Source organism: Amnibacterium kyonggiense (genome assembly GCF_004364555.1).
Lineage (GTDB): Bacteria > Actinomycetota > Actinomycetes > Actinomycetales > Microbacteriaceae > Amnibacterium > Amnibacterium kyonggiense.
In genome coordinates, this window is sequence record NZ_SOAM01000002.1 from 164942 (window position 1) to 187162 (window position 22221).

Annotated in this window: 22 protein-coding genes and 1 pseudogene; 12 read left to right on the forward strand and 11 right to left on the reverse strand. The window is 74.0% G+C overall.

The window, feature by feature from the left end; all coding sequences use genetic code 11:
• Positions 1-2541: a DEAD/DEAH box helicase gene (locus tag CLV52_RS09165; protein WP_133766065.1), complete on the reverse strand. Its 2541-nt coding sequence runs from the start codon at positions 2539-2541 to the stop codon at positions 1-3.
• 80 nt (positions 2542-2621) lie between these two features.
• Between CLV52_RS09165 and CLV52_RS09170 the strand changes: the two genes are divergently transcribed.
• Complete coding sequence (locus CLV52_RS09170; RefSeq protein WP_133766066.1) at positions 2622-2822, forward strand: hypothetical protein; 201 nt, start codon at positions 2622-2624, stop codon at positions 2820-2822.
• Positions 2823-2908: 86 nt separating this feature from the next.
• Positions 2909-4183 (forward strand): FAD-binding domain-containing protein, encoded by a 1275-nt coding sequence (locus tag CLV52_RS09175; protein WP_133766067.1) that lies wholly within the window; start codon positions 2909-2911, stop codon positions 4181-4183.
• A 326-nt stretch (positions 4184-4509) separates the two neighbouring features.
• Here the strand turns inward: CLV52_RS09175 and CLV52_RS09180 are convergent, their stop codons facing one another.
• On the reverse strand, positions 4510-7176 hold the full coding sequence (locus tag CLV52_RS09180) for a phosphoenolpyruvate carboxylase (RefSeq protein WP_133766068.1): 2667 nt from the start codon (positions 7174-7176) through the stop codon (positions 4510-4512).
• 59 nt (positions 7177-7235) lie between these two features.
• A complete protein-coding gene (locus CLV52_RS09185) occupies positions 7236-7436 on the reverse strand; it encodes a hypothetical protein (RefSeq protein ID WP_133766069.1) in 201 nt (66 codons plus the stop codon).
• Between the two features lie 66 nt (positions 7437-7502).
• Here CLV52_RS09185 and CLV52_RS09190 point away from each other — a divergent pair, with 66 nt between their 5' ends.
• Positions 7503-7889, forward strand: coding sequence for a YchJ family protein (locus tag CLV52_RS09190; RefSeq protein ID WP_133766752.1), 387 nt, complete (start codon positions 7503-7505; stop codon positions 7887-7889).
• 7 nt (positions 7890-7896) lie between these two features.
• Here CLV52_RS09190 and CLV52_RS09195 read toward each other — a convergent pair whose 3' ends face one another.
• Positions 7897-8517: a LysR substrate-binding domain-containing protein gene (locus CLV52_RS09195; protein WP_246018052.1), complete on the reverse strand. Its 621-nt coding sequence runs from the start codon at positions 8515-8517 to the stop codon at positions 7897-7899.
• Positions 8518-8559: 42 nt separating this feature from the next.
• Between CLV52_RS09195 and CLV52_RS09200 the strand changes: the two genes are divergently transcribed.
• Together CLV52_RS09200 and CLV52_RS09205 are read left to right on the forward strand one after the other, a co-directional pair.
• The gene (locus CLV52_RS09200) at positions 8560-8913 is read left to right on the forward strand and encodes a DUF5997 family protein (protein WP_133766753.1); all 354 of its coding nucleotides are present in this window, start codon (positions 8560-8562) and stop codon (positions 8911-8913) included.
• Between the two features lie 53 nt (positions 8914-8966).
• Entirely contained in the window at positions 8967-9377 is a 411-nt protein-coding gene (locus CLV52_RS09205; RefSeq protein WP_133766070.1) for an SIP domain-containing protein, read from the forward strand.
• An 89-nt stretch (positions 9378-9466) separates the two neighbouring features.
• On the opposite strand, the gene CLV52_RS09210 is transcribed toward CLV52_RS09205, so the two are convergent.
• The 3 genes and pseudogenes from CLV52_RS09210 to CLV52_RS09220 all read right to left on the reverse strand — a co-directional run bounded on the left by CLV52_RS09210 (position 9467) and on the right by CLV52_RS09220 (position 12032).
• Entirely contained in the window at positions 9467-10414 is a 948-nt protein-coding gene (locus tag CLV52_RS09210; RefSeq protein WP_133766071.1) for an aldo/keto reductase, read from the reverse strand.
• A 294-nt stretch (positions 10415-10708) separates the two neighbouring features.
• Positions 10709-11212 (reverse strand): annotated as a pseudogene (locus tag CLV52_RS09215) (ribonuclease H family protein); the annotation flags it as partial.
• A 28-nt stretch (positions 11213-11240) separates the two neighbouring features.
• Positions 11241-12032 carry a DarT ssDNA thymidine ADP-ribosyltransferase family protein gene (locus tag CLV52_RS09220; protein ID WP_162850788.1) on the reverse strand — a complete coding sequence of 264 codons (792 nt, stop codon included), beginning with the start codon at positions 12030-12032 and terminating at the stop codon, positions 11241-11243.
• Positions 12033-12194: 162 nt separating this feature from the next.
• Here CLV52_RS09220 and CLV52_RS09225 point away from each other — a divergent pair, with 162 nt between their 5' ends.
• Both CLV52_RS09225 and rlmN read left to right on the forward strand, forming a co-directional pair.
• Complete coding sequence (locus tag CLV52_RS09225; RefSeq protein WP_342773145.1) at positions 12195-13385, forward strand: MFS transporter; 1191 nt, start codon at positions 12195-12197, stop codon at positions 13383-13385.
• A gap of 27 nt (positions 13386-13412) precedes the next feature.
• Positions 13413-14645: a dual-specificity RNA methyltransferase RlmN gene (rlmN, locus tag CLV52_RS09230; protein ID WP_133766074.1), complete on the forward strand. Its 1233-nt coding sequence runs from the start codon at positions 13413-13415 to the stop codon at positions 14643-14645.
• A 308-nt stretch (positions 14646-14953) separates the two neighbouring features.
• Here the strand turns inward: rlmN and CLV52_RS19060 are convergent, their stop codons facing one another.
• Positions 14954-15088, reverse strand: coding sequence for a hypothetical protein (locus CLV52_RS19060; protein ID WP_281276062.1), 135 nt, complete (start codon positions 15086-15088; stop codon positions 14954-14956).
• 108 nt (positions 15089-15196) lie between these two features.
• The gene (locus tag CLV52_RS09235) at positions 15197-15478 is read right to left on the reverse strand and encodes a hypothetical protein (protein ID WP_133766075.1); all 282 of its coding nucleotides are present in this window, start codon (positions 15476-15478) and stop codon (positions 15197-15199) included.
• A 68-nt stretch (positions 15479-15546) separates the two neighbouring features.
• Between CLV52_RS09235 and CLV52_RS09240 the strand changes: the two genes are divergently transcribed.
• The 4 genes from CLV52_RS09240 (at position 15547) to CLV52_RS09255 (ending at position 19117) form a co-directional block, all read left to right on the forward strand.
• A complete protein-coding gene (locus tag CLV52_RS09240) occupies positions 15547-15984 on the forward strand; it encodes a YdeI/OmpD-associated family protein (RefSeq protein ID WP_246018053.1) in 438 nt (145 codons plus the stop codon).
• 49 nt (positions 15985-16033) lie between these two features.
• Positions 16034-16423, forward strand: a complete 390-nt coding sequence (locus CLV52_RS18400) for a hypothetical protein (RefSeq protein WP_162850789.1) — start codon at positions 16034-16036, stop codon at positions 16421-16423.
• Positions 16424-16706: 283 nt separating this feature from the next.
• The gene (locus tag CLV52_RS09250) at positions 16707-17810 is read left to right on the forward strand and encodes an NAD(P)-binding domain-containing protein (protein ID WP_133766077.1); all 1104 of its coding nucleotides are present in this window, start codon (positions 16707-16709) and stop codon (positions 17808-17810) included.
• Positions 17807-19117, forward strand: a complete 1311-nt coding sequence (locus tag CLV52_RS09255; protein ID WP_162850790.1) for an NAD(P)/FAD-dependent oxidoreductase — start codon at positions 17807-17809, stop codon at positions 19115-19117. Before CLV52_RS09250 ends, CLV52_RS09255 begins: the two co-directional genes overlap by 4 nt.
• A gap of 3 nt (positions 19118-19120) precedes the next feature.
• Here CLV52_RS09255 and CLV52_RS09260 read toward each other — a convergent pair whose 3' ends face one another.
• Positions 19121-19303: a PspC domain-containing protein gene (locus CLV52_RS09260; protein WP_133766079.1), complete on the reverse strand. Its 183-nt coding sequence runs from the start codon at positions 19301-19303 to the stop codon at positions 19121-19123.
• 164 nt (positions 19304-19467) lie between these two features.
• Between CLV52_RS09260 and CLV52_RS09265 the strand changes: the two genes are divergently transcribed.
• Positions 19468-21828 (forward strand): transglycosylase domain-containing protein, encoded by a 2361-nt coding sequence (locus CLV52_RS09265; protein WP_133766080.1) that lies wholly within the window; start codon positions 19468-19470, stop codon positions 21826-21828.
• Between the two features lie 49 nt (positions 21829-21877).
• Here CLV52_RS09265 and CLV52_RS09270 read toward each other — a convergent pair whose 3' ends face one another.
• Positions 21878-22195, reverse strand: coding sequence for a DUF1905 domain-containing protein (locus CLV52_RS09270; RefSeq protein ID WP_342773146.1), 318 nt, complete (start codon positions 22193-22195; stop codon positions 21878-21880).
• Positions 22196-22221 lie beyond the last annotated feature (26 nt).

Consider the following 22221-nt stretch of genomic DNA (forward strand, 5'->3'; position numbering starts at 1 on the left):
TCAGCGCTGCGGCTCCGGCGTGTCGGCCCGGACGTCCTGATCCGCGAAACCGACGGACGCGATCCGGATGACGGCGGTCCCGGCCTCGTCCGACTCGGCGAGGTCGACCGTCGCGGCGATCCCGAAGTCGTGGTCGCCTGCGGGGTCGTCGAGGATCTGCCGCACGCGCCACTCGGCCGCCCGCTCCTCGATGACGAGGAGGGCCGGCCCGCGCGCGTCCGGGCCGGTCCCGAGCGCGTCGTACTCGTCCCAGTACGCGTCCATCGCGCCAGCCCACGCGTCGGCGTCGAACCCCGCCGCCCCGTCGAGCTCGCCGAGCGCCGCCCAGTCGGAGCGGGCCGCCAGCTGCACCCGGCGGAACAGCTCGTTCCGCACCATGACTCGGAAGGCGCGGACGTTCGCCGTGAGCCGCCGCGGGGCGGGCGGCACGATCGCGGCCTCCTGCTCCGCGTGGCGCGTCGGGTCGATGAGCTCCTCCCACTCGTCCACGAGGGAGGAGTCGACCTGCCGCACGACCTCGCCGAGCCACTCGATGAGGTCCTGCAGCTCCTCGTCCTTCAGCTCGTCCGGGATCGTCTGGCGGGCGGCGCGGAACGCGTCCGACAGGTAGCGGAGGACGAGGCCCTCCGACCGCGAGAGCTTGTAGAAGGCGCAGTACTCGCCGAAGGACATGGCGCGCTCGACCATGTCGCGGACGACGGCCTTCGGCGAGAGCGCGAAGTCGCGCACCCACGGCTGCTCCGCCGCGTAGGCCTCGTAGGCCGCGTCGAGCAGCTCCTTCAGCGGCTGCGGGTGGGTGACCTCCTCGAGCAGCTCCATCCGCTCCTCGTACTCGATCCCCTCGGCCTTCATCGCCGCGACCGCCTCGCCGCGCGCCTGGAACCGCTGCTGCGACAGGATCGGGCGCGGGTCGTCGAGCGTCGACTCGAGGATCGACAGCACGTCGAGCGCGAAGGAGGGCGACTCCGGGTCGAGCAGCTCGAACGCCGCGAGCGCGAACGGCGAGAGCGGCTGGTTCAGCGCGAAGTTCTCCTGCAGGTCGACGGTCAGCCGGACGGCGACCGCGCCGTCCGGCTGGACCACCTGCTCGACGACGCCGGCCGCCCGCAGGGTGCGGTAGACGCCGAGCGCCCGTCGAGCCAGCTCGAGCTGCCGCCGCCACGGCTCGTGGTTGTCGAAGACGAGCGCGTGCACGTTCGCGAACACGTCACCGCCGCGGCCGATGACGTTCAGCAGCATCGCGCTCGTCATCGTCATCGAGGAGGCGAGCGTCTCCGGCTCCGCGGCGATGAGCTTCCGGAAGCTCGCCTCGCCCCACGACACGAACCCGGTCGGCGCCTTCTTCGCGACGAACTTGCGGCGCTTCTTCGGGTCGTCGCCCATCTTCGCGAGCGCCTTGCGGTTCTCGGACTCGTGCTCGGGCGCCTGCGCGACGACCGTGCCGGACGTGTCGAATCCCGCCCGGCCGGCGCGTCCCGCGATCTGGTGGAACTCGCGGGCGGTGAGGTGCCGGGTGCGCGAGCCGTCGAACTTCGTGAGCGCCGTCAGCAGCACGGTCCGGATCGGCACGTTGATGCCGACGCCGAGCGTGTCCGTGCCGCAGATGACGCGGAGGAGGCCCTGCTGCGCGAGCTGCTCCACGAGGCGCCGGTACTTCGGCAGCATCCCCGCGTGGTGCACGCCGATCCCGAGCCGCAGGAGCCGGGACAGGGTGCGGCCGAAGGAGGTCGTGAACCGGAACCCGCCGATCACCTCGGCGATCCGGTCGCGCTGCTCGCGGGTCGCGACCTGCGCCGAGGCGAGCGCCTGCGCCCGTTCGAGCGCCGCGAGCTGCGAGAAGTGCACGACGTAGATCGGCGCCTGGTCGGAGTGGAGCAGCCGGTCGATGGAGTCGTGGACGGGCTCGAGCTCGTACTCGTAGTGCAGCGGGACCGGCCGTTCGACGCCGGTGACGCGGGCGGTCGGCCGTCCGGTCCGCCGGGTCAGGTCCGCGGCGAGTGCGGTCACGTCGCCGAGCGTCGCGGACATGAGCACGAACTGCACGTGGGGGAGCGTCAGGAGCGGCACCTGCCACGCCCAGCCGCGGTCGGGGTCGCCGTAGAAGTGGAACTCGTCCATCACGACCTGGTCGACGGGCGCCTCCGGGCCGTGCCGGAGGGCGAGGTTCGCGAGGATCTCGGCGGTGCAGCACACGATCGGCGCGTCCGGATTGACCGACGAGTCGCCCGTCACCATGCCGACCCGCTCGGCGCCGAACACCTCGACCAGGGCGAAGAACTTCTCGCTGACCAGGGCCTTGATGGGCGCCGTGTAGTAACTCCGCTCGCCCTGCGCGAGCGCGAAGGCGTGCGCGCCGATCGCGACGAGGGACTTCCCGGTGCCGGTCGGCGTGGAGAGGATCAGGTTCGCCCCGGAGACGATCTCGATCGTCGCCTCCTCCTGCGCCGGGTACAGCGTCAGGCCGCGGGCCTCCGCCCAGCCGGCGAACGCCAGGTACGCGGCGTCCTCGTCGAGCGCGCCGTCGGGGAGGGGCGCGGGCATGAGGTCGAGCAGGGAGGCGTCTACCCGACCAGTCTCCCAGCCCGGCGCCCGGTCGCAGGCGGACCTGGGACGATCGGCGGGTGACGGGGTGGGTCGTGCTCGGCTTCGGGCTCCTGCTCGTCGGCATCGGCGTCGTCGGGATCGTCGGTGAGCGTCGCGCGGCGGTCCGCGGGCGCAGACCGGCGCGGGAGGACCTGACCGCCTCCGTCGCGCTCCTCTTCGTGCTCGGCGGGCTCGGCGCGCTGCTCGGGCTCGCGATGCTCCTCGTCTTCCCGCGCTGACGGCCTCCGAGCGCGCGGCGCTCGGCGAGGCGCCGCCGCCCCCGGTTCCCGACAGCGCGCTCGGGCGACCCGCATAGCGTGCGCGCGTGACGCGACTGCCGACCCCCGATCTCGACGACGCGGTGCGCTGGGTCGCGCGGCACCTCGGCGACCTCGCGCTCGAGGGCTCCGACGGCGTGGCCGCCTCCCGCCGCTTCACGGGCGGCCAGACCGCCGCGGACGACGCGCTCGCCGCGTTCGACGTGCGGGGCTACGCCGCCCAGCGGAACGAGGTGCTGCCGGAGGAGGACCGCGGCGCGAGCGGCCTCTCGCCGTACATCCGGCACGGCCTGCTGCCGCTGCCGCGGGTGTGGGACCACGTGGCCGGCGGTCCTGCGCGGGACGTGGGCAAGTTCCGCGACGAGCTGCTCTGGCAGGAGTACGCGCGGCACGTCTACGCCCGCGTCGGACGCCGGATCGCGACGCCGCTCCGCCGTGAGCCCGCAGTCGGCCACGGCTGGTCCGGCGACCCGTACCCCGAGGGGATGGCCTGCATGGCGGCCGTCCGCCACGAGCTCGTGACCGACGGCTGGCTCGTCAACCAGACGCGGCTGTGGGCGGCGTCCCAGTGGACGGTGCGAGCGGGCTGGGACTGGCGCGAGGGGGAGCGGGCGCTCTACCGGCACCTCGTCGACGGGTCGCCCGCCGCGAACGGGGTCGGCTGGCAGTGGGCCGTCGGGGCCGGGACGGGCAAGCCCTACGGCTTCAGCCGCTGGCAGGTCGAGAAGCGCGCGCCCGGCCTCTGCGCCTCCTGCCCCCTCAACCGCGCGTGCCCGGTCCAGGACTTCCCGGCCGCGCAGGCCGGGCCGCAGGTCGACCCGGTACCCGGCCTCGCCGCGGACCAGGACCCGACGGCGACCGCCGGCCCGCTGGTCGCCGAACTCCGCGGCGAGCCGGAGGCCGTCTGGCTCACCGCCGAGTCGCTCGGCGACGCCGACCCGGCGCTCGCGGCGTCCCCGGATCTGCCGGCGGTCTTCGTGTTCGACGAGCCGCTCCTCCGCGGCCTCCGGCTGTCGGGCAAGCGGCTCGTGTTCCTCGCGGAAACGCTCGCCGATCTCGCGCAGCGTCGGGAGGTGGAGGTGCACCGCGGCGTCGTCCCCGAGGTGCTGGCGGGCCGTCCGCTCGCGGCGACCTGGGCGCCGGTGCCGGGCTTCCGCGCGCGTTCTGCGCGGCTCGACATGGCGGCGCTGCACCCGTGGCCGTGGCTCCGGCGCCCCGCCGGCGGGTCCGCGCGCTCCTTCACCGCCTGGGTCGACCACCACGGCGGCAGCCCGACCCCGCACCGCGGCGGCCGCCCGACCGCCGCCCGGCGCCGCCGCTGACCGGATCCGCCACCTCCACCGAACTTGCTCCGGATTCGTGCCGCTTCGCGCACGTCCAAGCGGCACGAATCCGGAGCAAGTGCAGTAGAGCGGACTCCGCGGCGCGTGCCTGCATGGGCGGCGGACGAGTGCACGCGCCGGCGCCTGTGCACTCGTCTGCGAGCCGCGCAGGCACGGTCGGGTGCAGCGCGTCAGCCCATCAGGAGGTCGCGCTGGAGGCCCTGGCTCCATCGACCTGCGCGTCAGGCCGAAGGTGCTCCGGATTCGTGCCGCTTCGCGCACGTCGAAGCGGCACGAATCCGGAGCAACATCCGGCTGGCGGCGGGTCAGCCGGTGTTCTGGAGGCCCGCCGCGACGCCGCTCACGGACAGGAGCAGGAGGCGCTGCAGCTCTGGGTCCGCCGGCTCCTCCTCCGGGGTCGCGCGGAGCGCCCGGAGCGCCCGGAGCTGCAGGAGGGACAGCGCGTCGACGTACGGGCTGCGCATCTTCACCGCCCGCTGCAGCACCGGCTTGTTCGCGAGCAGCTGGCCCGCGCCCGTGATGCGAAGCACCTGGTCGCGGGTGCGGTGCATCTCGTCGAGCACCATCTGCGCGAGGTCGTCTCGGTCACCGAGCGCCAGGTAGTGCCGCGCGATGCGCTCGTCCGCCTTCGCGAGGCCCATCGCGACGTTGTCGATCATCGTCCGGAACAGCGGCCAGTCGCGGTAGGCCTCCTGCAGCAGCGCCTGGTCGCCGACGGCCTCGAGCGCGCTGCCGAGTCCGAACCATCCGGTGAGGTTGATCCGCGCCTGCGTCCACGAGAAGACCCACGGGATCGCGCGGAGGTCCTCGAGCGACTCGACGGACAGGCCGCGCCGCGCTGGCCGTGAGCCGAGCGCGAGGAGCCCGATCTCCTCCATCGGCGTCACCGTCGCGAACCACGGGGCGAACCCGGGCGCCTTGACGAGGGCGAAGAAGCGCTCCCGGCTCGTCTCGTCCATCGTCCGCGCGACGTCGGCGAAGCGCGTCGCCGCGTCCTCGTTCCGCCGCTCGATGGAGGGTGCGGAGGCGAGGAGCACCGCCGCGGCGACCTGGTCGATGTGCCGCATCGCGATGTCCCGGCCGCCGTAGCGGGCGAAGATCACCTCGCCCTGCTCCGTCAGCTTGAAGCGCCCGTCGACCGAGTGCGGCGGCTGGGCGAGGATCGCGGAGTTCGCGGGGCCGCCGCCGCGCCCGAGCGCGCCGCCGCGACCGTGGAAGAGCGTGAGCTCGATGCCGTTGCCGCGCGCCCACTCGGCGATCTGCCGCTGCGCCTCGTACAGGGCCAGCGTCGCCGCGACCGGCCCGACGTCCTTCGACGAGTCGGAGTAGCCGAGCATCACCTCGAGCCGGCGGCCGGTCGCCTCGAGCCGGCTCGCGAACGCGGGGTGCTCGACGATCTCCGCGAGGATGCGCGGCGCCGCCTGCAGGTCCGTGAAGGTCTCGAACAGCGGGATGACGTCGAGGACCGGCGGCTCGCCGTTGGGGCCGGCGGCGGCGCGCGCGAGGCGGTGGACGTTCTCGAGGTCCTCCGCCGACTGCGTGAACGACACGATGTAGCGGCCGGCGGCGCGGCGCCCGTAGCGCTGCTGGATCTGCGCGACCGTGCGGAAGACCTGGAGGACCTCCTCGGCCTGCTCGCTGAGCGGGCCGCCCGCGTCGAGCTCGGCGAGGACCTTCCGGTGCACCGCCGAGTGCTGCCGCACCTCGAGCTCGGCGAGGTGGAAGCCGAAGGTCTCGACCTGCCAGATGAGCTGCTGCAGGTGCCCGTACGCCTGGCGCTTCGCGCCGCCGGCGACGAGCGACGCCTGCACGACGCGGAGGTCCGCGAGCAGCTCGTCCGGGTCGCGGTAGGCGAGGTCGGCGTCGCGGGTCCGCGTGGCCGCGATCCGACGGGAGAGGAGGAGGACGATGCGGCGATGCGGCTCGTTCGGCGAGCGCTTCGCGATCTCCGCCGCCGCGTCCTCGTCGGCGGACCGGAGGCGCTGCCAGAGCGCGAGGACCGCTTCCGACGGCGGCGTCGTGTCCGCGTCGAGGGTGAGCCCGCGGCCGACGCGGACGGCGGTCCGCTCGAGGCCGAGCAGGATGTGCTCGCTCGCGATGGCCGCCGCCTGCTTCGTGACCGACGCCGTGACGAACGGGTTGCCGTCGCGGTCGCCGCCGACCCAGGTGCCGAGCCGGACGAAGGGGCGCACGAGCGGGGCGCCGTCGCCCTCCCCGTCGCCCTGGAGCGCCTCGTCGATCCGCCGGTAGACGGCCGGGATGGAGCCGTAGAGCGTCTCGTCGAAGACCGCCATCACCGATCGCACCTCGTCGACCGGGGACGGCTTCTCGGAGCGCAGCGGCGCCGTGCGCCAGAGGGTGTCGATCTCCTCGAGCATCCCGCGCTCGACGCGGCGCCGCCGGGCCCCGGTTGCCGCGTCGTCGTGGTCGTCCAGCAGTTCGGCGATGCGGCGGATGCTCGCCGAGACCGCCCGGCGCCGGGCCTCGGTGGGGTGGGCCGTGAAGACGGGGTGGAACCGCATGGACTGGAGGCGCTCGAGCGCGGTCGCCTCGCCGAGCTCCGCCGTCAGCTGCGCGAGCGCCGACCCGACGGTCGCGGCCGGGTTGCTCGCCGCCGATCCGTCGCGCTCGCGGAGCACGCGGACGCGCTGGTGCTCCTCCGCCACGTTGACGAGGTGGAAGTAGGCGGTGAACGCGCGCGCGACCTCGTCGGACCGCGACACGGACAGGCCGTCCGCGATGGCCGCCGCGGCCGCGAACGCCTGATCGCTCTCGTCCGTGTACGCCTGGATCGTCGCGGCCCGCAGCGCCTCCACGTCCTCGTACAGCCCGGGGGAGCCGCTCTCCCGCAGCACCCGGCCGAGCAGCTCGCCCAGCAGGCGCACGTCGGCGCGCATCCGCTCGGGGATCTCCTGCTCGGCGACGAAGCGGCCGACGATGTCGATCGTCTCCGTGTTCACGCTCTCCGGCATGCCTCAACGCTAGGGGGCGCGTGTTTCAGGTTTCGCACGACGACCGGGCGCGCGGGCCGTCAGTCGGCGGACGGGCCCGCCTGCAACGGCCACGGGAGGGCGGCCGGGTCCGTCTGCGGGCCCGGGTCCGAGCCCGCGTCGCGCTCGATCACGGTCCCGTACTGCTCGATCTGCCCGACGTTCCGCAGCGCGGACGCGAGCCCGCCGTCCTCCGGTCCCTCGAGACCGACCGACTTGCGCACCGACAGGATGAAGCCCACGGCACCAGTCTGCGCCCGGGTCGCGGGCACCGCGCGCCCCGGTCCACGGGGCAGGATCGAGGCGTGATCGCGGACGACGACCGCTGCCCGTGCGGCGGCGGAGCCTACGGCACGTGCTGCGGCCCCGTGCACGCGGGCGCCGCGGCCCCGACCGCGGAGGCGCTGATGCGGTCCCGCTACTCGGCGTTCGCGCTCGGGCTGGCCGAGCACCTGCGCCGCTCCTGGTCGCGGACGACCCGGCCCGGGGCGCTCGAGCTCGACGACGGCACGACGTGGCGGCGCCTCCAGATCGTCGACACGGCGCGGGGCGGGGAGGACGACGCGACGGGCGTCGTCGAGTTCCGCGCCGCGTTCCGCTCGCCCGAGGGCGCCGGGGTGCTGCGCGAGCGGAGCCGCTTCGTCCGCGAGGACGGCCGCTGGGTGTACCTCGACGGCGAGCTGCTCGACCGCTGAGGGTCGGTCAGCGGCGCCGCGGCCGCTTCTTCGCGGACCGCTCCGGTCGCGGCCGCGAGGGGCGCGGCGGTCGCTCCGGCGCGGCGGCGGGCGGCTCCGGCGGGGCTCCCCGCGAGCTGTTCGCGGTGCGGCCGCGGACGACGCCGATGAACTCGTCGACGAGAGGACCGCCCGCGTCCCGCGACCAGACGAGCCCGATGCGGGTCGGTGCGGCGTCCGTGATCGGGCGGGCGACCACGTCCCGCCGTCCCGTCGCCCGGAAGACCGACTGCGGCATCCGGGCGATGCCGTGGCCGGCCGCGACGATGTCGAGCACCGCCTCGTCCCACCCTGGGTAGAGCTCCTCGGCCGCGAGGTCGGCCTCCGTCACCGCCTCGAACAGCTTCACGGGGTGGTCCTTCGCCGCGACGACGACCGGGGTCTCCTCCCAGAGCGGGATGACGTGGAGGCCGTCGCCGTCGATCGGCAGCCGGGCGAAGACCATGGTCACGCCGCCGGTCAGGGCGGCGGTGACGTCGTCGACGGGCACGACCGCAAGGGGCACGTCGGGCATCCGCTCGCGCCACACCCGGACCCAGCGGTCGGGCGTCACGCCGGGGACGACGCCGAGGACGAACGGGTCGGGCACCGGGCCGAGGGTAGCGTTCCGGTCGTGGCGCAGGAGCAGACGATGAAGCCCGAGACCGCGGCGAAGAAGCTCGGGGTGCTGCTCGAGGCGACCCCGGAGGCGTTCCGCGCGGGTCCGGTGAGCCGCACCGAGCTGCAGGAGCTGCAGGACGCCCCGCCCGAGTGGCTCGTCGAGCTCCGGCGCACCGGCCCGCACCCGCGGCCGGTCGTGGCAGCGCGCCTCGGGGTCTCGGTCGCCGGGCTGCGGCGCGCCGACATGACCGAGCCGCTCACCACGGCGGAGATCCAGGCGCTGCTCGCCGAGAAGCCCGAGTGGCTGGTCCGCGAGCGGGCGACCCACGCGGCCGTCATGGCGGAGAACGCCCGGATCAAGCGCGATCGGGCCGCTCAGGGCTGACGGATTCCGTGCATCCGGCAGCAGGTGAGGTTAGGCACGCCTAAGCTGGTGGCGTGCGTGCTCATCGCGGCCGACGCGGCCCCACCGTCCTGCTCGCCGGCGACAGCGCCGACCTGCGGGACCTCCGCGCGCTCGCGTCGGCCCTGCCGGCCGACGCGTACGGCCAGGTGTACGTCGAGGTCGCGGCGCCCGAGCAGATCGAGCGCCTCGAGACGCCCGCCCGGGTGGCGGTGAGCTGGCTCGTCCGCACCGGCGCCGAGGCCGTCGCGCCCCGCGGCGCGCTGCTCACCAGCGCCGTGGAGGCGTGGATCGCCGAGTGGATGCCGGTCGGCGCCCGCGACGACCGGCGCATCGCCTGGATCGGCTGCACCTGCGTCCCCGCCCTCGCGGACCGCTACCGGGTGCTGCAGGAGCACTCGATGAGCGCCGCCGCGATGGGCCTCCCCACCGTCGACGAGGCCTGATTCCACGGATCAGGACGGATGTGGTGACACGCCGCGTCGCGCCCCTCGCAGACCGGTGTGTCGGCTGATTCGTCCTGATCCGTGAAAGGTCAGCGGGGGTCGAGCCAGTGCTCGGCCGCGGGCAGGAGGGCCTCGAGCTCGGCCCACAGCTCGTCCGGCACCGCGGTGGCGGCGAGCGCCTCCGTCTCCTCGAGGCGTGACGGGCTCGACATGCCGACGACGGTCGAGTCGACGAGGTCGCTGCGGAGCGAGAACTGCAGCGCGACCGCGCCGAGCGGGACGTCGTGCCGGGCGCACGCCGCCGCCATCGCGCGCGCGGCGTCGACCTGCGCCGCGCTGCCCTGGCCGTACGCGTAGCGCGGCACCGCGTCGGGGCCCTGCGAGAGGATCCCGCCGCCGTAGGGCGCGGCGTTCAGCACCCCGATGCCCCGCTCCCGGGCCGAGCGGTACATCGCCTCGGCGGAGCGGTCGAGCAGCGTGTACCGGTTGTGGCTGAGGACGACGTCGAACTCGCCGGTGGCGAGGTACTGCTCGATCAGCGGCACCGGCCCGCTCGCGACGCCGATCGCGTCGACGAGCCCGCGCTCCTTCAGGTCCACGAGCGCACGCAGCGGCCCGCCGGGCGCGACGCCCTCCTCGAACGGGATGCGCTCCGCGTCGTGCAGGTGCAGGAGGGGGAGGCGGTCGAGCCCGAGCCGCTCGAGGCTCTCCTCGAAGGAGCGCCGCACCCGGTCGCCCGAGAAGTCCGGGTCGCCGGGCGCGGGGTCGACCTTCGACGCGATCACCACGTCGTCGGGCTTGCCGCCGGGCCGCCGCAGCGCCGCGCCGATGCGCCGTTCGCTCTCGCCGGCCGTGCCGTAGCCGTTCGACGTGTCGATGAAGCGGATCGGGCTGCGGAGCACCGCCTCGACGGTCGCCACGCCGCGGTCCTCGTCGACCGGGTGCGAGTAGAGCCCGGGGAGACTGCCGATCGGGCTCGCCCCGAAGCAGAGCTCCGTCACGGTGATGCCGGTCGATCCGAGCTGCGTCGTCCTCATGCGGTTATCCTCGCGGACGCCGCTCGGGAGGCCCTGACATGCCGATCGCCCGGTGGCCGGGGCACTGCCTCCGGTCCTCCCGAGCGATCGATCAGGGCTTCAGCATGCGCCTGCGACGAGCGGCTGCGCAAGACCCGATCCGCCGGGAACGGCGTGTCGGGGCGGGCGTCAGCGGGAGCCAACGGCGAGGGAGCGGAGCAGCGCCTCCGGCGACACGGCGGCGTCGCGGGCGCGGCGCTCGAGCGCCGACCACTCGTCGGCGGAGAGCTCGAGCACGAGCCGGTGCGCCCGGGGCGCCGGGGCGGCCGCGGCGCGCGCCGCGGCGGCGCCGGTGAGCGGGCGGAAGCCGGGGCCGGCGGGGATCTCGCCGCCCCGCTGGTAGGCGGTCGCGACGGCGCGGGCGCGCTCGTCGGCGGCCTCGTTCAGCTCGTGCCCGACGTGCCCCTTCACCCACTCGAACCGGTAGCGGCGGCCGGCGAGCGCGGCGTCGATGTCCTTCATCAGCTCGACGTTCATCACGGGGGAGCCGTCGGCCTTCCGCCAGCCCTTCCGCTTCCAGCCCGGCATCCACTTCACGACGGAGTTGATGACGTACTGGCTGTCGCAGAGCACGAGCAGGTCGTCGTCGACCTCGGCGGTGGCGCGGAACAGCTCGAGCACGGCCTTCAGCTCGCCCATGTTGTTCGTGCCGTGCGGCCACCCGCCGGCGGCCCACCGGTCGGCGTCGATGTACCAGGCCCATCCTGCGGGGCCCGGGTTCCCGAGCGCGGATCCATCGGCTGCGGCGGTGATCGTCACCGCGACATCGTACGGAGGGGCCGAGGCGTCACTCGGCCGCGACGAACCACGGCGGGTGGACGACGACCTTCGGCGGGACGCCCTCCACGTCGGCGAACATGCGGCGCACCCGGGCGCGCGCGGGCTCGTTGGCGACCGCGACGAGGGTGATCGCCGTCAGCGGCACCGGGCCCGGCACCAGCACCTCGACGGCGGTCAGCTCGGGATCGGTGCGGGCGGCGACGGCCACGCCGCGCGCGGGGTCGCCGACGGTGAAGCGGGTGCGCGGCGCGGCGGCGTCCGCATCCGCGACGACGAGGTCCGGCCCGAGGTCCCGGCCGACCGCGACGAGCACCGCGTAGTCCGCCGCACCGAGCGCGCGGGCGGCCGCCGACCAGTGCGGCTCCTCCGCCCCGCTGCGCAGCTCGACCCAGCGCTCGGCGTCGGGCGACGCGGAGAACGGGACGAACTCGTCGACGTGGCGCCCGTCGCCGACGTCGGCGTGCGCGCGCAGCTGGCGGACGAGCGGGGCGGCGACGTCGAGGTCCGGCTCGAGGCCGCCCGCGATCGGGCGCAGCTCGCCGTCGAGGAGGATCGACTCGAGGTTCACGAGCGGCGTCGCGTGGTACAGCCGCCGCGTCCCGAACGGCGGCACCTTCGCGGGCACACCGGCCGCGGTGCCGGCCGGGCGCCGCGATGCCGGTCGCGTCGCCGCCGTCCGCGGCGCCCGCGTCGCCGTGCGCGTGGCGGAGGCCGCCACCGTCACGGCCGGCTCAGGCGCCGTCCTCGGGAAGCAGATGTCGCACATGCCCTCGTCGAAGCCGTGGATGCATTCCGCCACCGCGCGATCGCCCTCCTGAACCGTGGTCGTCCGTACCCCCGCAACGGTACGGCTGCCCGGGGAACCCCGGGTGCACATCGCTCCAACGGAGATGGACGGGGAGGGATTCCCGCAGCGCGCCGCCTCGACCGCGCCGCACCGCGCGGGCGGCAGGATCGAGGGGTGACGACGACGGCGGAGGACGTGCGCATCAGTCCGGCGGCCTGGCGGATGCTCGGTCTCGGCGTGCTCGCCCAGGCCGCCGGCACCCTCGTCGTCTCCACGCCCGCCTACCTGATCCCGCTCCTCCACCTGCAGCAGGGGATCCCGCTCGCGCAGGTCGGGCTGCTCGTCGCGGCGCCGACGGTCGGGCTCGTGCTCACCCTCGTCGCCTGGGGCGCGCTCGCGGACCGCGTAGGGGAGCGGTGGGTCATCGCGGGCGGGCTGGCGCTCGCCGCCGTGCTCACCGGGCTCGCGGCCGCCGTCGGCGGCCTGGTGCCCGTCGGCGTGCTGCTCCTGCTCGCCGGCGGCGCGACGGGCAGCTGCAACGCCGCGAGCGGCCGCGTGGTGGTCGGCTGGTTCCCGAAGCGGCGCCGCGGCCTGGCGATGGGGATCCGGCAGATGTCCCAGCCCCTCGGTGTCGCCGTGGCCGCGCTCGTCGTGCCTCCGCTCGCCGCGGCGGGCGGCGTGGCGCTGCCCCTGCTCGTCGGCGCGGTCGCGACCGGGGTGCTCGCCGTCGCCTGCGCGCTCGGCATCACGGACCCGCCGCGGCCGGCGCGGCACGTGCTCGCGGACGCCGGCAACCCGTACCGGCGCGACGGGTTCCTGCTGCGGGTGCACGTCGTCTCCGTCCTGCTCGTCGTCCCGCAGTTCACCCTCTCGACGTTCGGGCTGCTGTGGCTGATCGCGGGCCTCGGCTGGACGGCGACGGCCGCCGGCGTCGTGGTCGCGGTCGCCCAGTTCGTCGGCGCGGGCGGCCGGATCGTGGTCGGGTCGCTGAGCGACCGTTTCGGCCGCATGCGCCTCCTGCGCCTCGTCGCGCTGGCGGGCGTGGCCGGGCTCGTGCTCCTCGCCGTCGTCGGCTCCGCCGGGTGGGCCGTCCCCGCGGCGATCCTGCTCGTGATCACGACGACCGTTAGCGTCGCGGACAACGGGCTCGCGTTCACCTCCGTCGCCGAGGCCGCCGGCGCCGGCTGGTCGGGTCGGGCGCTCGGGGTGCAGAACACGGGCCAGTTCCTCGCCGCGTCGGCGGTCGCGCCGGGGATCGGCGCGCTGATCGGCGCCGTCGGCTTCCCGGTCGCCTTCGCGCTCGTCGCGGTCGCCCCGCTCCTGGCGCTGCCGCTCGTGCCGACGGAGGACCGGCACGCCGTCTGAGCGGCCCGGTTCCCGTACCCTGGAGGGATGCCCGCCGACGCCCTCGTCCCGCCCGCTCCGCGCGCCGTCCAGGTCCGGCCGCGGACCGAGGGCTGGCAGCAGGCGAAGGACGCGGACGGGCGGCCGCTGCTGCAGTTCGCCTCCCCGAAGCGCGGCAAGCCGCCGACGCATCTCGCCGACCTGACGCCGGAGGAGCGCCGCGCGCGGCTCGTCGAGCTCGGGCTGCCCGCGTTCCGCGCCGGCCAGGTCGCCCGGCACTACTTCACCCGGTACACGTCCGACCCGGCCGAGATGACCGACCTCCCCGCCGCGGGCCGCGAGGAGCTCGTGACGGGCCTCCTGCCCGAGCTGATGACCGAGGTGCGGCGCTTCACGACCGACCGCGGCGACACGATCAAGTTCCTCTGGAAGCTGCACGACGGCGCCCTCGTCGAGTCGGTGCTCATGCGCTACCCCGGTCGCATCACGCTCTGCGTCTCCTCGCAGGCGGGCTGCGGCATGAACTGCCCGTTCTGCGCCACCGGCCAGGCGGGGCTGACCCGCAACATGTCGGCCGCGGAGATCGTCGACCAGGTCGTCCGCGCGAACCGCGTGATCGCGGACGGCGAGCTCCGGGGCAAGCGGGCCGCCAGCGGAAGCACAGGCAGCAGCACGACGCCGGAGCGCGTGAGCAACATCGTCTTCATGGGCATGGGGGAGCCGCTCGCGAACTACAACCGGCTCATGTCCGCCGTCCGCACCATGGTCGCGCCGGCGCCGGAGGGCCTCGGCATGAGCGCCCGCCACATCACCGTCTCCACCGTCGGCCTCGTCCCGGCGATCAGGAAGCTCGCGGACGAGCGGATCCCGGTGACCTTCGCGCTGTCCCTCCACGCGCCCGACGACCAGCTGCGCGACGAGCTGATCCCGGTGAACTCGCGCTGGAAGGTCGACGAGGCGCTCGACGCCGCGCGTGCCTACTTCGACGCCACCGGCCGTCGCGTGTCGATCGAGTACGCCCTGATCAAGGACATGAACGACCACGGCTGGCGCGCCGACCTCCTCGCCGAGAAGCTGAACGCCCGCGGGCACGGCTGGGTGCACGTCAACCCGATCCCGCTGAACCCGACGCCCGGGTCCGTGTGGACGTCCTCCACCCCGGAGGCGCAGCGCGAGTTCGTGCGCCGCCTCGAGGCGGCGGGCATCCCGACGACGATCCGCGACACGCGCGGCAAGGAGATCGACGGCGCCTGCGGCCAGCTCGCCGCGGCCGACGCGTAGCCCGCCTGGCGGGGCCTTCCGCTGCTCATCGGGCGGTGCGCACCGGCGGAGGAGCAGCGGGCGGCCCCGGCAGCGGTGTGATGGCCCCCGGACTGGGGAGCGGGTCGCACCCCGGCGGGGCCGCGCGGTGCGCGCACGCTCGTTCCCACCGTCCACCGCCGTACGGAAGGAGGAGCCCCCGATGTGCTCCTGCCGCCACTCCCACCACTGCCCGCCGCCGTGCGCCTGCGACGCGGCCTGCGACCACTGCGATCACGGATCCCTCCCGATCGCGGCCTGACCGGCGCGCCGTCCGGACGCGCGGCGGGTCAGGCGCGGTCGCGGGCGCGGTCGATCGCGTCCTCGGCGAGCTCCACGAGGCGGAACGCCGCGTAGGGGAGCATCGCGATGAGCGCGAAGCCGGCGAACGTCAGCGCGAGCATCGCGACGTCGGACCCGGTCATGGCGGAATGATGGTCGCCGGGCGCCGCCGGCCGAAACCCCGAGACCAGGGGGTGCGGGGCGTGCAGCGGCTGCCGGAGGGCGTGCGCGCGGCGCCGTGCGCGTCCCGATCAGCCCCGCCCGCGCTCGCTGTGCGGCCGCGACGTCGCCTCGTGCCGGGCCGCCTGCCGGTCGACGTGATCGCGCCACGAGGCGACCGCCGCGGCGTCGCCGGTCCGGTAGTACCCGATCAGCTCCCGGCCGTCGGACGTCGGCGCCCAGGTCACCGCCCGGAACACCGTGCGGCCTCCGAACCGCAGCCGGCGGATCACGGCGATCGGCTCCGACCGCCCCAGCGCCGTCACCGTCCACTCGGTGCCGACGACGAGGCGGCGCGGGTGCCAGTCGACCACGAGCCCACGGTAGTCGTACACATGTTCGAAAGCTGTGGAGAACCGCCGCTTCGCGCGATGATGTCGCGGTGAGCGTCGAGTACCGCACGACCATGCACCTGACGGGCCGGAACACCGGGATCCCCGTGCCGCCGGAGGTGCTCGACGAGCTGGGCGGCGGCAAGCGCCCCGCGGTCGCCGTGGTCGTGAACGGCTACCGCTTCAGCAGCACCGTCGGCTCGATGGGCGGCCGCGCGCTCATCCCGTTCTCCTTCGAGCGCCGCGCGGAGAGCGGCATCGCCGGCGGTGACGAGCTGGAGGTCTCGCTCGAGCTCGACGCGGCGCCGCGGGAGACGCCGGTCCCGGAGGACCTGGCCGCGGCCCTCGACGCCGCCGGTGCGCGGGACGCGTTCGACGCGCTCGCACCGAGCAGGAGGAAGGCGCACGTCGTCGCGGTCGAGGGCGCGAAGGCGCCGGAGACCCGCGCCCGCCGCGTCGCAGCCGTCGTCGACTCGGTCCGCGGCTGACCTCCGGCACCTGACGCGAGCGCCCGGTCGCCCGACGTAGCGTGCGGGTGTGTCCGCACGAGTGCTGCAGCCGGAGATCCACGACGACGGCACCATCACGGTGACCGCCGCGATCCGCCTCCGGGTCCGGGATCCGCTCGAGCTGCGCGGCCGCATCGCGCTGCCGCAGGAGAACGAGGACGGCGAGCTGTTCGTCGGCGACGAGGGCGATCACGCGGTGCTCGCGAGGGCCGTCTCGATCGTCGTCGACGCGGCCCGATTCGACGTGCTCGGCATCGACCTGATCCACACGCAGGTGTCCGCACCGGGGGGCCACGGCGTTCCATCCGCACATCACCTGACGCGGCGCTCCGCGCACGGGGTACGGCCCGTGCCCCGTCGTGACGGCCGTGACCGGTGCGACACACCGAGACTCCTGAGGTCGGTGTGCACGGTGTGACGAGTGTGACTGCCGTGCTGATCAGGTGGAACGGTCCTACGCAGGTACGTCGGGGGGCTTGTGCCCCCCGTCCGGGTGTGCAATTGGGGCTTGCGAGGGGCGCGTCGCCCCCCGATATGGTGACGCCAGTCGCCGATGACCCCCAGAACGGGTCTCGCCCGAGCGGGGGGTGGAGGCGGCGGTTCGAGCCGGACGTCGGGGGAGCGTCCGAGCGCTCTTCGGCGCGCCCCCACGGCCGGATGCACCTCCCCGTCTGCACGCCCTCCCGAGCCCGGAGCCCGACATGGACACGACCCCCGCACCACGAGGACGCTTCGCCTTCCTCATCCACCCGCGGACCGACCCCTCCGAGGACCTCGCGCTCATCAATCCGGTCCTCGGCCTCATCCCCGGCCGGGTCGTCGAGAAGGCGATGCGGAAGCTGCCGCTCAAGCCGTGGGTCCACTCGACCATCACGGCCGCCGACCGGCCGGACGAGGTGCTCGGCGACGTGATCGCCCTCCCGCTGACACCGACGATGCTGCTCGGGGACGACCGGGCCCTGATCGCCCGCCGCGTCGACCAGGCCATCGATCTCGCCGTCGCCCGCGGCGCGACCGTGCTCGGCCTCGGCGCGCTGACCGCGCCCGCCACGGCGGGCGGCGCGAAGCTCCGGCGCCGGACCGACATCGGGGTGACGAACGGCAACGCGTACACCGCCGCTGCCACGGCCGCCGCGGTCGAGCGGATCGCGGCGGGCATGACGAAGCCGCCCGTCGTCGCCCTCGTCGGTGCGAACGGCTCGGTCGGCACCGCGGTGGCCCGCGTCCTCGGCGCGACGGGCGTCGCGGAGGAGCTCGTGCTCGTCGGCCGCACGCCCGCGGCGCTCGCGGCGCTGGCGGGCGACCTCGGCGCGACCTGGTCGACCGAGATGACCGCCTGCCGCCGCGCGGACGTCGTCGTGCTCATGACCTCCGCGGTCGGGGCGGTGCTCACGGCGGACCACCTGAAGCTCGGCGCGGTCGTGCTCGACGACACGCAGCCGCGCAACAGCAGCCCCGCGCTCGCCTCCGAGCGCCCGGACGTGACGATCCTCGACGGCGGCGTCGTCGCGACGCCGGGACTCGTCCGCACCGGTCACGGGATCGGCCTGCCGGCGACGTCCTCCTTCGCGTGCCTCGCGGAGAGCTCGCTGCTCGCGCTCGCCGACCACCGCGGCCACGGCACGATCGGCCGGCCGTCGCTCGAGCAGGTCGCCCGCGTGCGGGAGCTCTCGGAGCGCTTCGGCCACCTCGGCTTCGGGCTCGCGGAGCCGACCTCCTTCGGCGAGCCGGTCACCGTCCGCGGCTGGACCGGCCCCGCGCGCCGCGAGGCGCCCGCGACGATCCCGGACGGCGCGGTCGCGTGAAGCGCATCGTCATCCTCGGCGGCGGCTACTCCTCCGTCTGGTGCTACCGCGCCATCCGCCGCTGGATGGGCGCATCGGCGCGGATCACGGTCGTGGCGCCCTTCCGCGAGCACGTCTTCCACGGCTTCACCGGCGAGGTGCTCGAGGGCGGCCTGAAGCCCGAGATGCTCGTCAGCCCGCTCGACGAGGTGATCCCGCGCGCGGAGCGGGTGCAGGGCTGGGCGACCGCGGTCGACCCGGACCGCCGCACGGTCACGGTCGAGTGGCAGGGTGAGACGCGGGTCGTGTCGTACGACGAGCTCGTCGTCGCGACCGGCGCGCAGGACCGGATCGACCACCTGCCCGGGCTCGCCGAGCACGGGTGGTCGCTGCGGTCGCCGGGCCGGGTGGAGGCGCTCCTCGAGCACCTCGACTGGATCGACCGGCAGGTGCCGGAGGACGCGGAGGACGCGCGTCGCGCGACCACGATCGTCGTCGTCGGCGCCGGGTTCGCCGGCACGGAGGTCGCCGCCGCGCTCGGGCGCCGCTACGGGGACGCGCGACGCATCGTGCTCATCTCCGGGTCGAGGACGGTCGTCCCGGTGTGGCAGGACAAGCGGTCGCTGCAGGATCGGCTGCAGCGGAACCTCCGCGACGCCGGCGTCGAGCTGCTCACCGAGACGCGGGTCGTCGCGGTGGACGAGCACGGCGTCGAGCTCGGCGACGGGAGCCGGATCGAGGCGGCGACGGTCGTCTCGTCCCTCGGCAGCACCGTGCCGGTCATCCCCGGGCTCGAGCGCTTCCAGGAGCCGGACGGCCTGCTCGCCGTCGACGAGTGCCTGCGGGTGACCGACGGCGTGTGGAGCGCCGGGGACGTCGCCGCGGTGCGCCGCAGGGGAGACCGCGTGCCGAAGGAGGCCCTCTGGGCGATCCGCGCCGGCACGACGGTGGGCCGGAACATCGCCCGGCGGTCGCGCCGGGCGGAGGCGCGCCGGTTCGGATTCCGGGGGCTCGGCACGGTCGCGGCCTTCGCGCCGGGGCGTGCGGTCGCGATGCTGTGGGGGATCCCGCTGCCGCAGCTCGTCGGCTGGCTCGTGCGCGGCGCGTTCTTCCTCTGGTACATGCCGTCGCGCCGGACGGCGCTCAGCATCGTGCGCTGGACGCTCGGGCGGCGCCTGCCCGTCGCCGTCCCCGTCGTCACGGGGCCGATCCCGCGGCCGAACCTCGTCGGCCTGGCGGGCGGGCGCTCCCGCGCCGCAGCCCTGCGCGATCAGGCCGCGCCGGATCGCGTCGCGGCCGAGCAGCCGCGCCGCGCCGCCGGCGCCTGAGGGTCAGCGCTGCTTGGGCATGATCACCCAGAGCGCCAGGTAGATCAGGATCTGCGGCCCCGGCAGCAGCATCGACAGCAGGAAGACGATCCTGACCAGCGTCGGCGAGGTGTGGAAGCGGTTCGCGAGCCCGGCGCACACGCCGGCGATCAGGCGTCCCCTGGTCGGTCGGATGAGATCGGTCATGGCGCGATGCTGCCGTCCCCGCCTCGGACGCGACCGTGTGTCGCCCCTGATCGCCCCCGGAACCCAGGGTCTCTTCAGCCTCCGACGGCAACGATCCGGCCACACGCGCGGAAGGTTCGCGCGTGCACGCATCGATGTGCTGATCGGACTCGTACGATGCCGGGGTGTCCGTGACCCAGGCCGCCCTCCGAGCGGGAGGCAAGCTCTCCGCCCTGCTCGCGTTCTTCGCGGTGGCCGCCATCGCCGGCACCCTGATCGCCTGCGTGATCACACCGGCGGTGGCGATCGCGGGCGGCGCGACGAAGCAGCAGATCACCGCGTTCCAGAGCCTGCCGAGCACGCTCGACATCACGCCGCTCGACCAGAAGGCGCGGATCTACGCGAAGTCCGGCACGAAGCAGGTGCTGCTCGCGTCGTTCTTCGAGCAGGACCGCGACATCGTCACCTGGGACCAGATCCCGGACACAGTGAAGAACGCGACCCTGGCCGCCGAGGACGTGCGGTTCTACCAGCACGGCCCGATCGACCCGAGCGGCATCGCGCGCGCGCTCGTGTCGAACCTGATGCACAAGGACATCCAGGGCGCCTCGACGATCAGCCAGCAGTACGTGAAGAACGTGTGCGTGCAGCAGGCGGAGGCGATTCCGGTCACCGACGCGAAGACGAAGGCCGCGGCGACGGCTGCATACCAGGCCTGCATCGACAAGTCCTACAACCGCAAGATCCGCGAGATGCGCCTCGCGATCGGCCTCGAGAAGAAGTACACGAAGAACGAGATCCTGCTCGGCTACCTCAACATCGCGGGCTTCGGCGGCCGGGTCTACGGCATCGAAGCGGCGAGCGAGTACTACTACGGCAAGCCCGCGAAGGAGCTCACGATCGGGCAGGCGGCGACGCTGATCTCGATCGTGAACAACCCGGACGCGTTCCGCCTCGACCGCACGGCGAACCTCGAGGGCGCCGAGGGGCGCCGCAACTACGTCCTGGGCGTCGAGCTGGCGCACAAGATGATCACCCAGGCCGAGTACGACAAGTACTCGGCGGAGAAGATCGTCACGAAGATCACGCCGCCGTCGACGGGCTGCGACACGGCGGGCAGCGCCGGCTTCTTCTGCGACTACGTCGTCAACACGATCCTCACGAGCCCGCAGTTCGGCGCGACGCGCTCGGTCCGGCTCGCGAACCTGAACACCAAGGGCTGGAAGATCTACACCACCCTGAACCTGGACCTGCAGAAGAAGGCCCAGAAGGTGATGAACCGCTACGTCCCGATGAAGTCGGGTCAGCTCGACGCGGGCGCCGCAGCCGTCTCGGTGCAGGTCGGCACCGGGCGCGTGCTCACGATGGTGCAGAACAAGGTGTTCGACGCCACCGGGGCGAAGTACCGCAAGGACTTCAAGTACTCCGCGGTGAACTTCAACGTGCCGGAGAAGCTCGGCGCCAGCGGCGGCGCGCAGCCGGGATCGACGTTCAAGTCCATCAACCTGATCGGCTGGCTCGAGTCGGGGCACACCATCAACCAGGTCGTGAACGGGAACGCGCGGACGATCCCGATGAGCAACTACACGGCGTGCGGCTCGCCGATGAGCGGCCCGGACTACACGTTCAAGAACGACAGTGTGAACGACAAGGGCAACATGAACGTCCAGTCCGCCACCGCGAACTCCGTGAACGGCGCGTTCCAGTCGATGGCGGAGGAGCAGGACCTCTGCCGGATGCGGGACATCGCGCAGTCGATGGGCGCCACGAACGCGCTGATGCTGCGCGACAAGAAGAACAAGATCGTCGTCGACAAGAACGGCGACCCGAAGACGGCTCCGCTCGCGGTCGGGCCGGCGGCCGCGATCGGTACGGGGAGCTCCATCGCGCCGATCGGCATGGCGCAGGCCTTCGGGACGATCGCGAACAAGGGCGTGACCTGCCAGTCCATCGGCATCGACAAGGTCGTCGACTCGGACGGCAAGTCGATCCCGGTGCCGAAGGCGAACTGCAAGCGGGTCGTGCCCGAGAACGTCGCGGTCGCCGCGGGCTACGACCTGCACAACGTACTGACCCGCGGCACGATGGCCGGCGACAACTTCGTGAACAGCGGCCGCTTCATGATCGGCAAGACGGGCACGACCGACTTCGCGAAGGACACCTGGGCGATCGGCTCCACGACGAAGGTGACGACCGCGGTGTGGGTCGGCAACCGGGTCGGGAACGTGAACCTGCGGTCGATCTACCAGGGCCCGGCCTGCCCCAGCAACCCGAACCGCTGGGCGGAGAAGCGCCACTGCGTGTTCCAGGGCATCGCCTCGCTCATGAACTCCGCGTACGGCGGCGCCTACTCGTGGCCGACGCCCGAGTCGCAGTTCCTGTACGGCGGCAAGGCGATCGTCCACAAGGACGCCGCGCCGCAGAAGGCCGACAAGCCGTCGCAGCCGAAGGGCGGCAAGCAGGACAAGCCGGGCAAGGGCGACAAGCCCGGCAAGCCGAGCGGCGGCGGCGGCGGCGACAAGGGCGGCAAGCCGATCACGCGCTGAACCGACCAGGAGGGGCTCCCGCAGCGTCGCGGGAGCCCCTCCGTCGCGGTCAGGGGTGCAGCTGCACCCAGACCGGCACGGGGTCGCCGAGCTCGAGGTCGTTCGCCGTCCGCACGCTCTTCTTGATCGGCAGGACGTACTGCCCGTCGGCGTTCTGCGGGAACACCGACGTCCACCACTGCTTCGCACCGACGCGGGCGTGGGCCCGCACCGCGCCGAAGCCGCGCGGCAGGTCGCCCGCGAGGTCGCGGATCTCCTCGGTCGCCTCCGCGGGCAGCGACACGAAGGTCCAGAACTCGCGTCTGGCCTCCCAGCGCCACAGCGGGGCCGTGAACTCGAGCGTCAGGTCGTCCTGCAGCACCGTCACGGTCGTCGAGCGTAGCCACGGGGCCG

Excerpts from the sequence above, each read along its gene's own strand:
- CLV52_RS09165 (WP_133766065.1), bottom strand. The coding sequence starts at position 2,541 with ATGCCCGCGCCCCTCCCCGACGGCGCGCTCGACGAGGACGCCGCGTAC.
- CLV52_RS09180 (WP_133766068.1), bottom strand. The coding sequence starts at position 7,176 with ATGCCGGAGAGCGTGAACACGGAGACGATCGACATCGTCGGCCGCTTC.
- CLV52_RS09200 (WP_133766753.1), top strand. The coding sequence starts at position 8,560 with ATGAAGCCCGAGACCGCGGCGAAGAAGCTCGGGGTGCTGCTCGAGGCG.
- CLV52_RS09210 (WP_133766071.1), bottom strand. The coding sequence starts at position 10,414 with ATGAGGACGACGCAGCTCGGATCGACCGGCATCACCGTGACGGAGCTC.
- rlmN (WP_133766074.1), top strand. The coding sequence starts at position 13,413 with ATGCCCGCCGACGCCCTCGTCCCGCCCGCTCCGCGCGCCGTCCAGGTC.
- CLV52_RS19060 (WP_281276062.1), bottom strand. The coding sequence starts at position 15,088 with ATGACCGGGTCCGACGTCGCGATGCTCGCGCTGACGTTCGCCGGCTTC.
- CLV52_RS09250 (WP_133766077.1), top strand. The coding sequence starts at position 16,707 with ATGGACACGACCCCCGCACCACGAGGACGCTTCGCCTTCCTCATCCAC.
- CLV52_RS09260 (WP_133766079.1), bottom strand. The coding sequence starts at position 19,303 with ATGACCGATCTCATCCGACCGACCAGGGGACGCCTGATCGCCGGCGTG.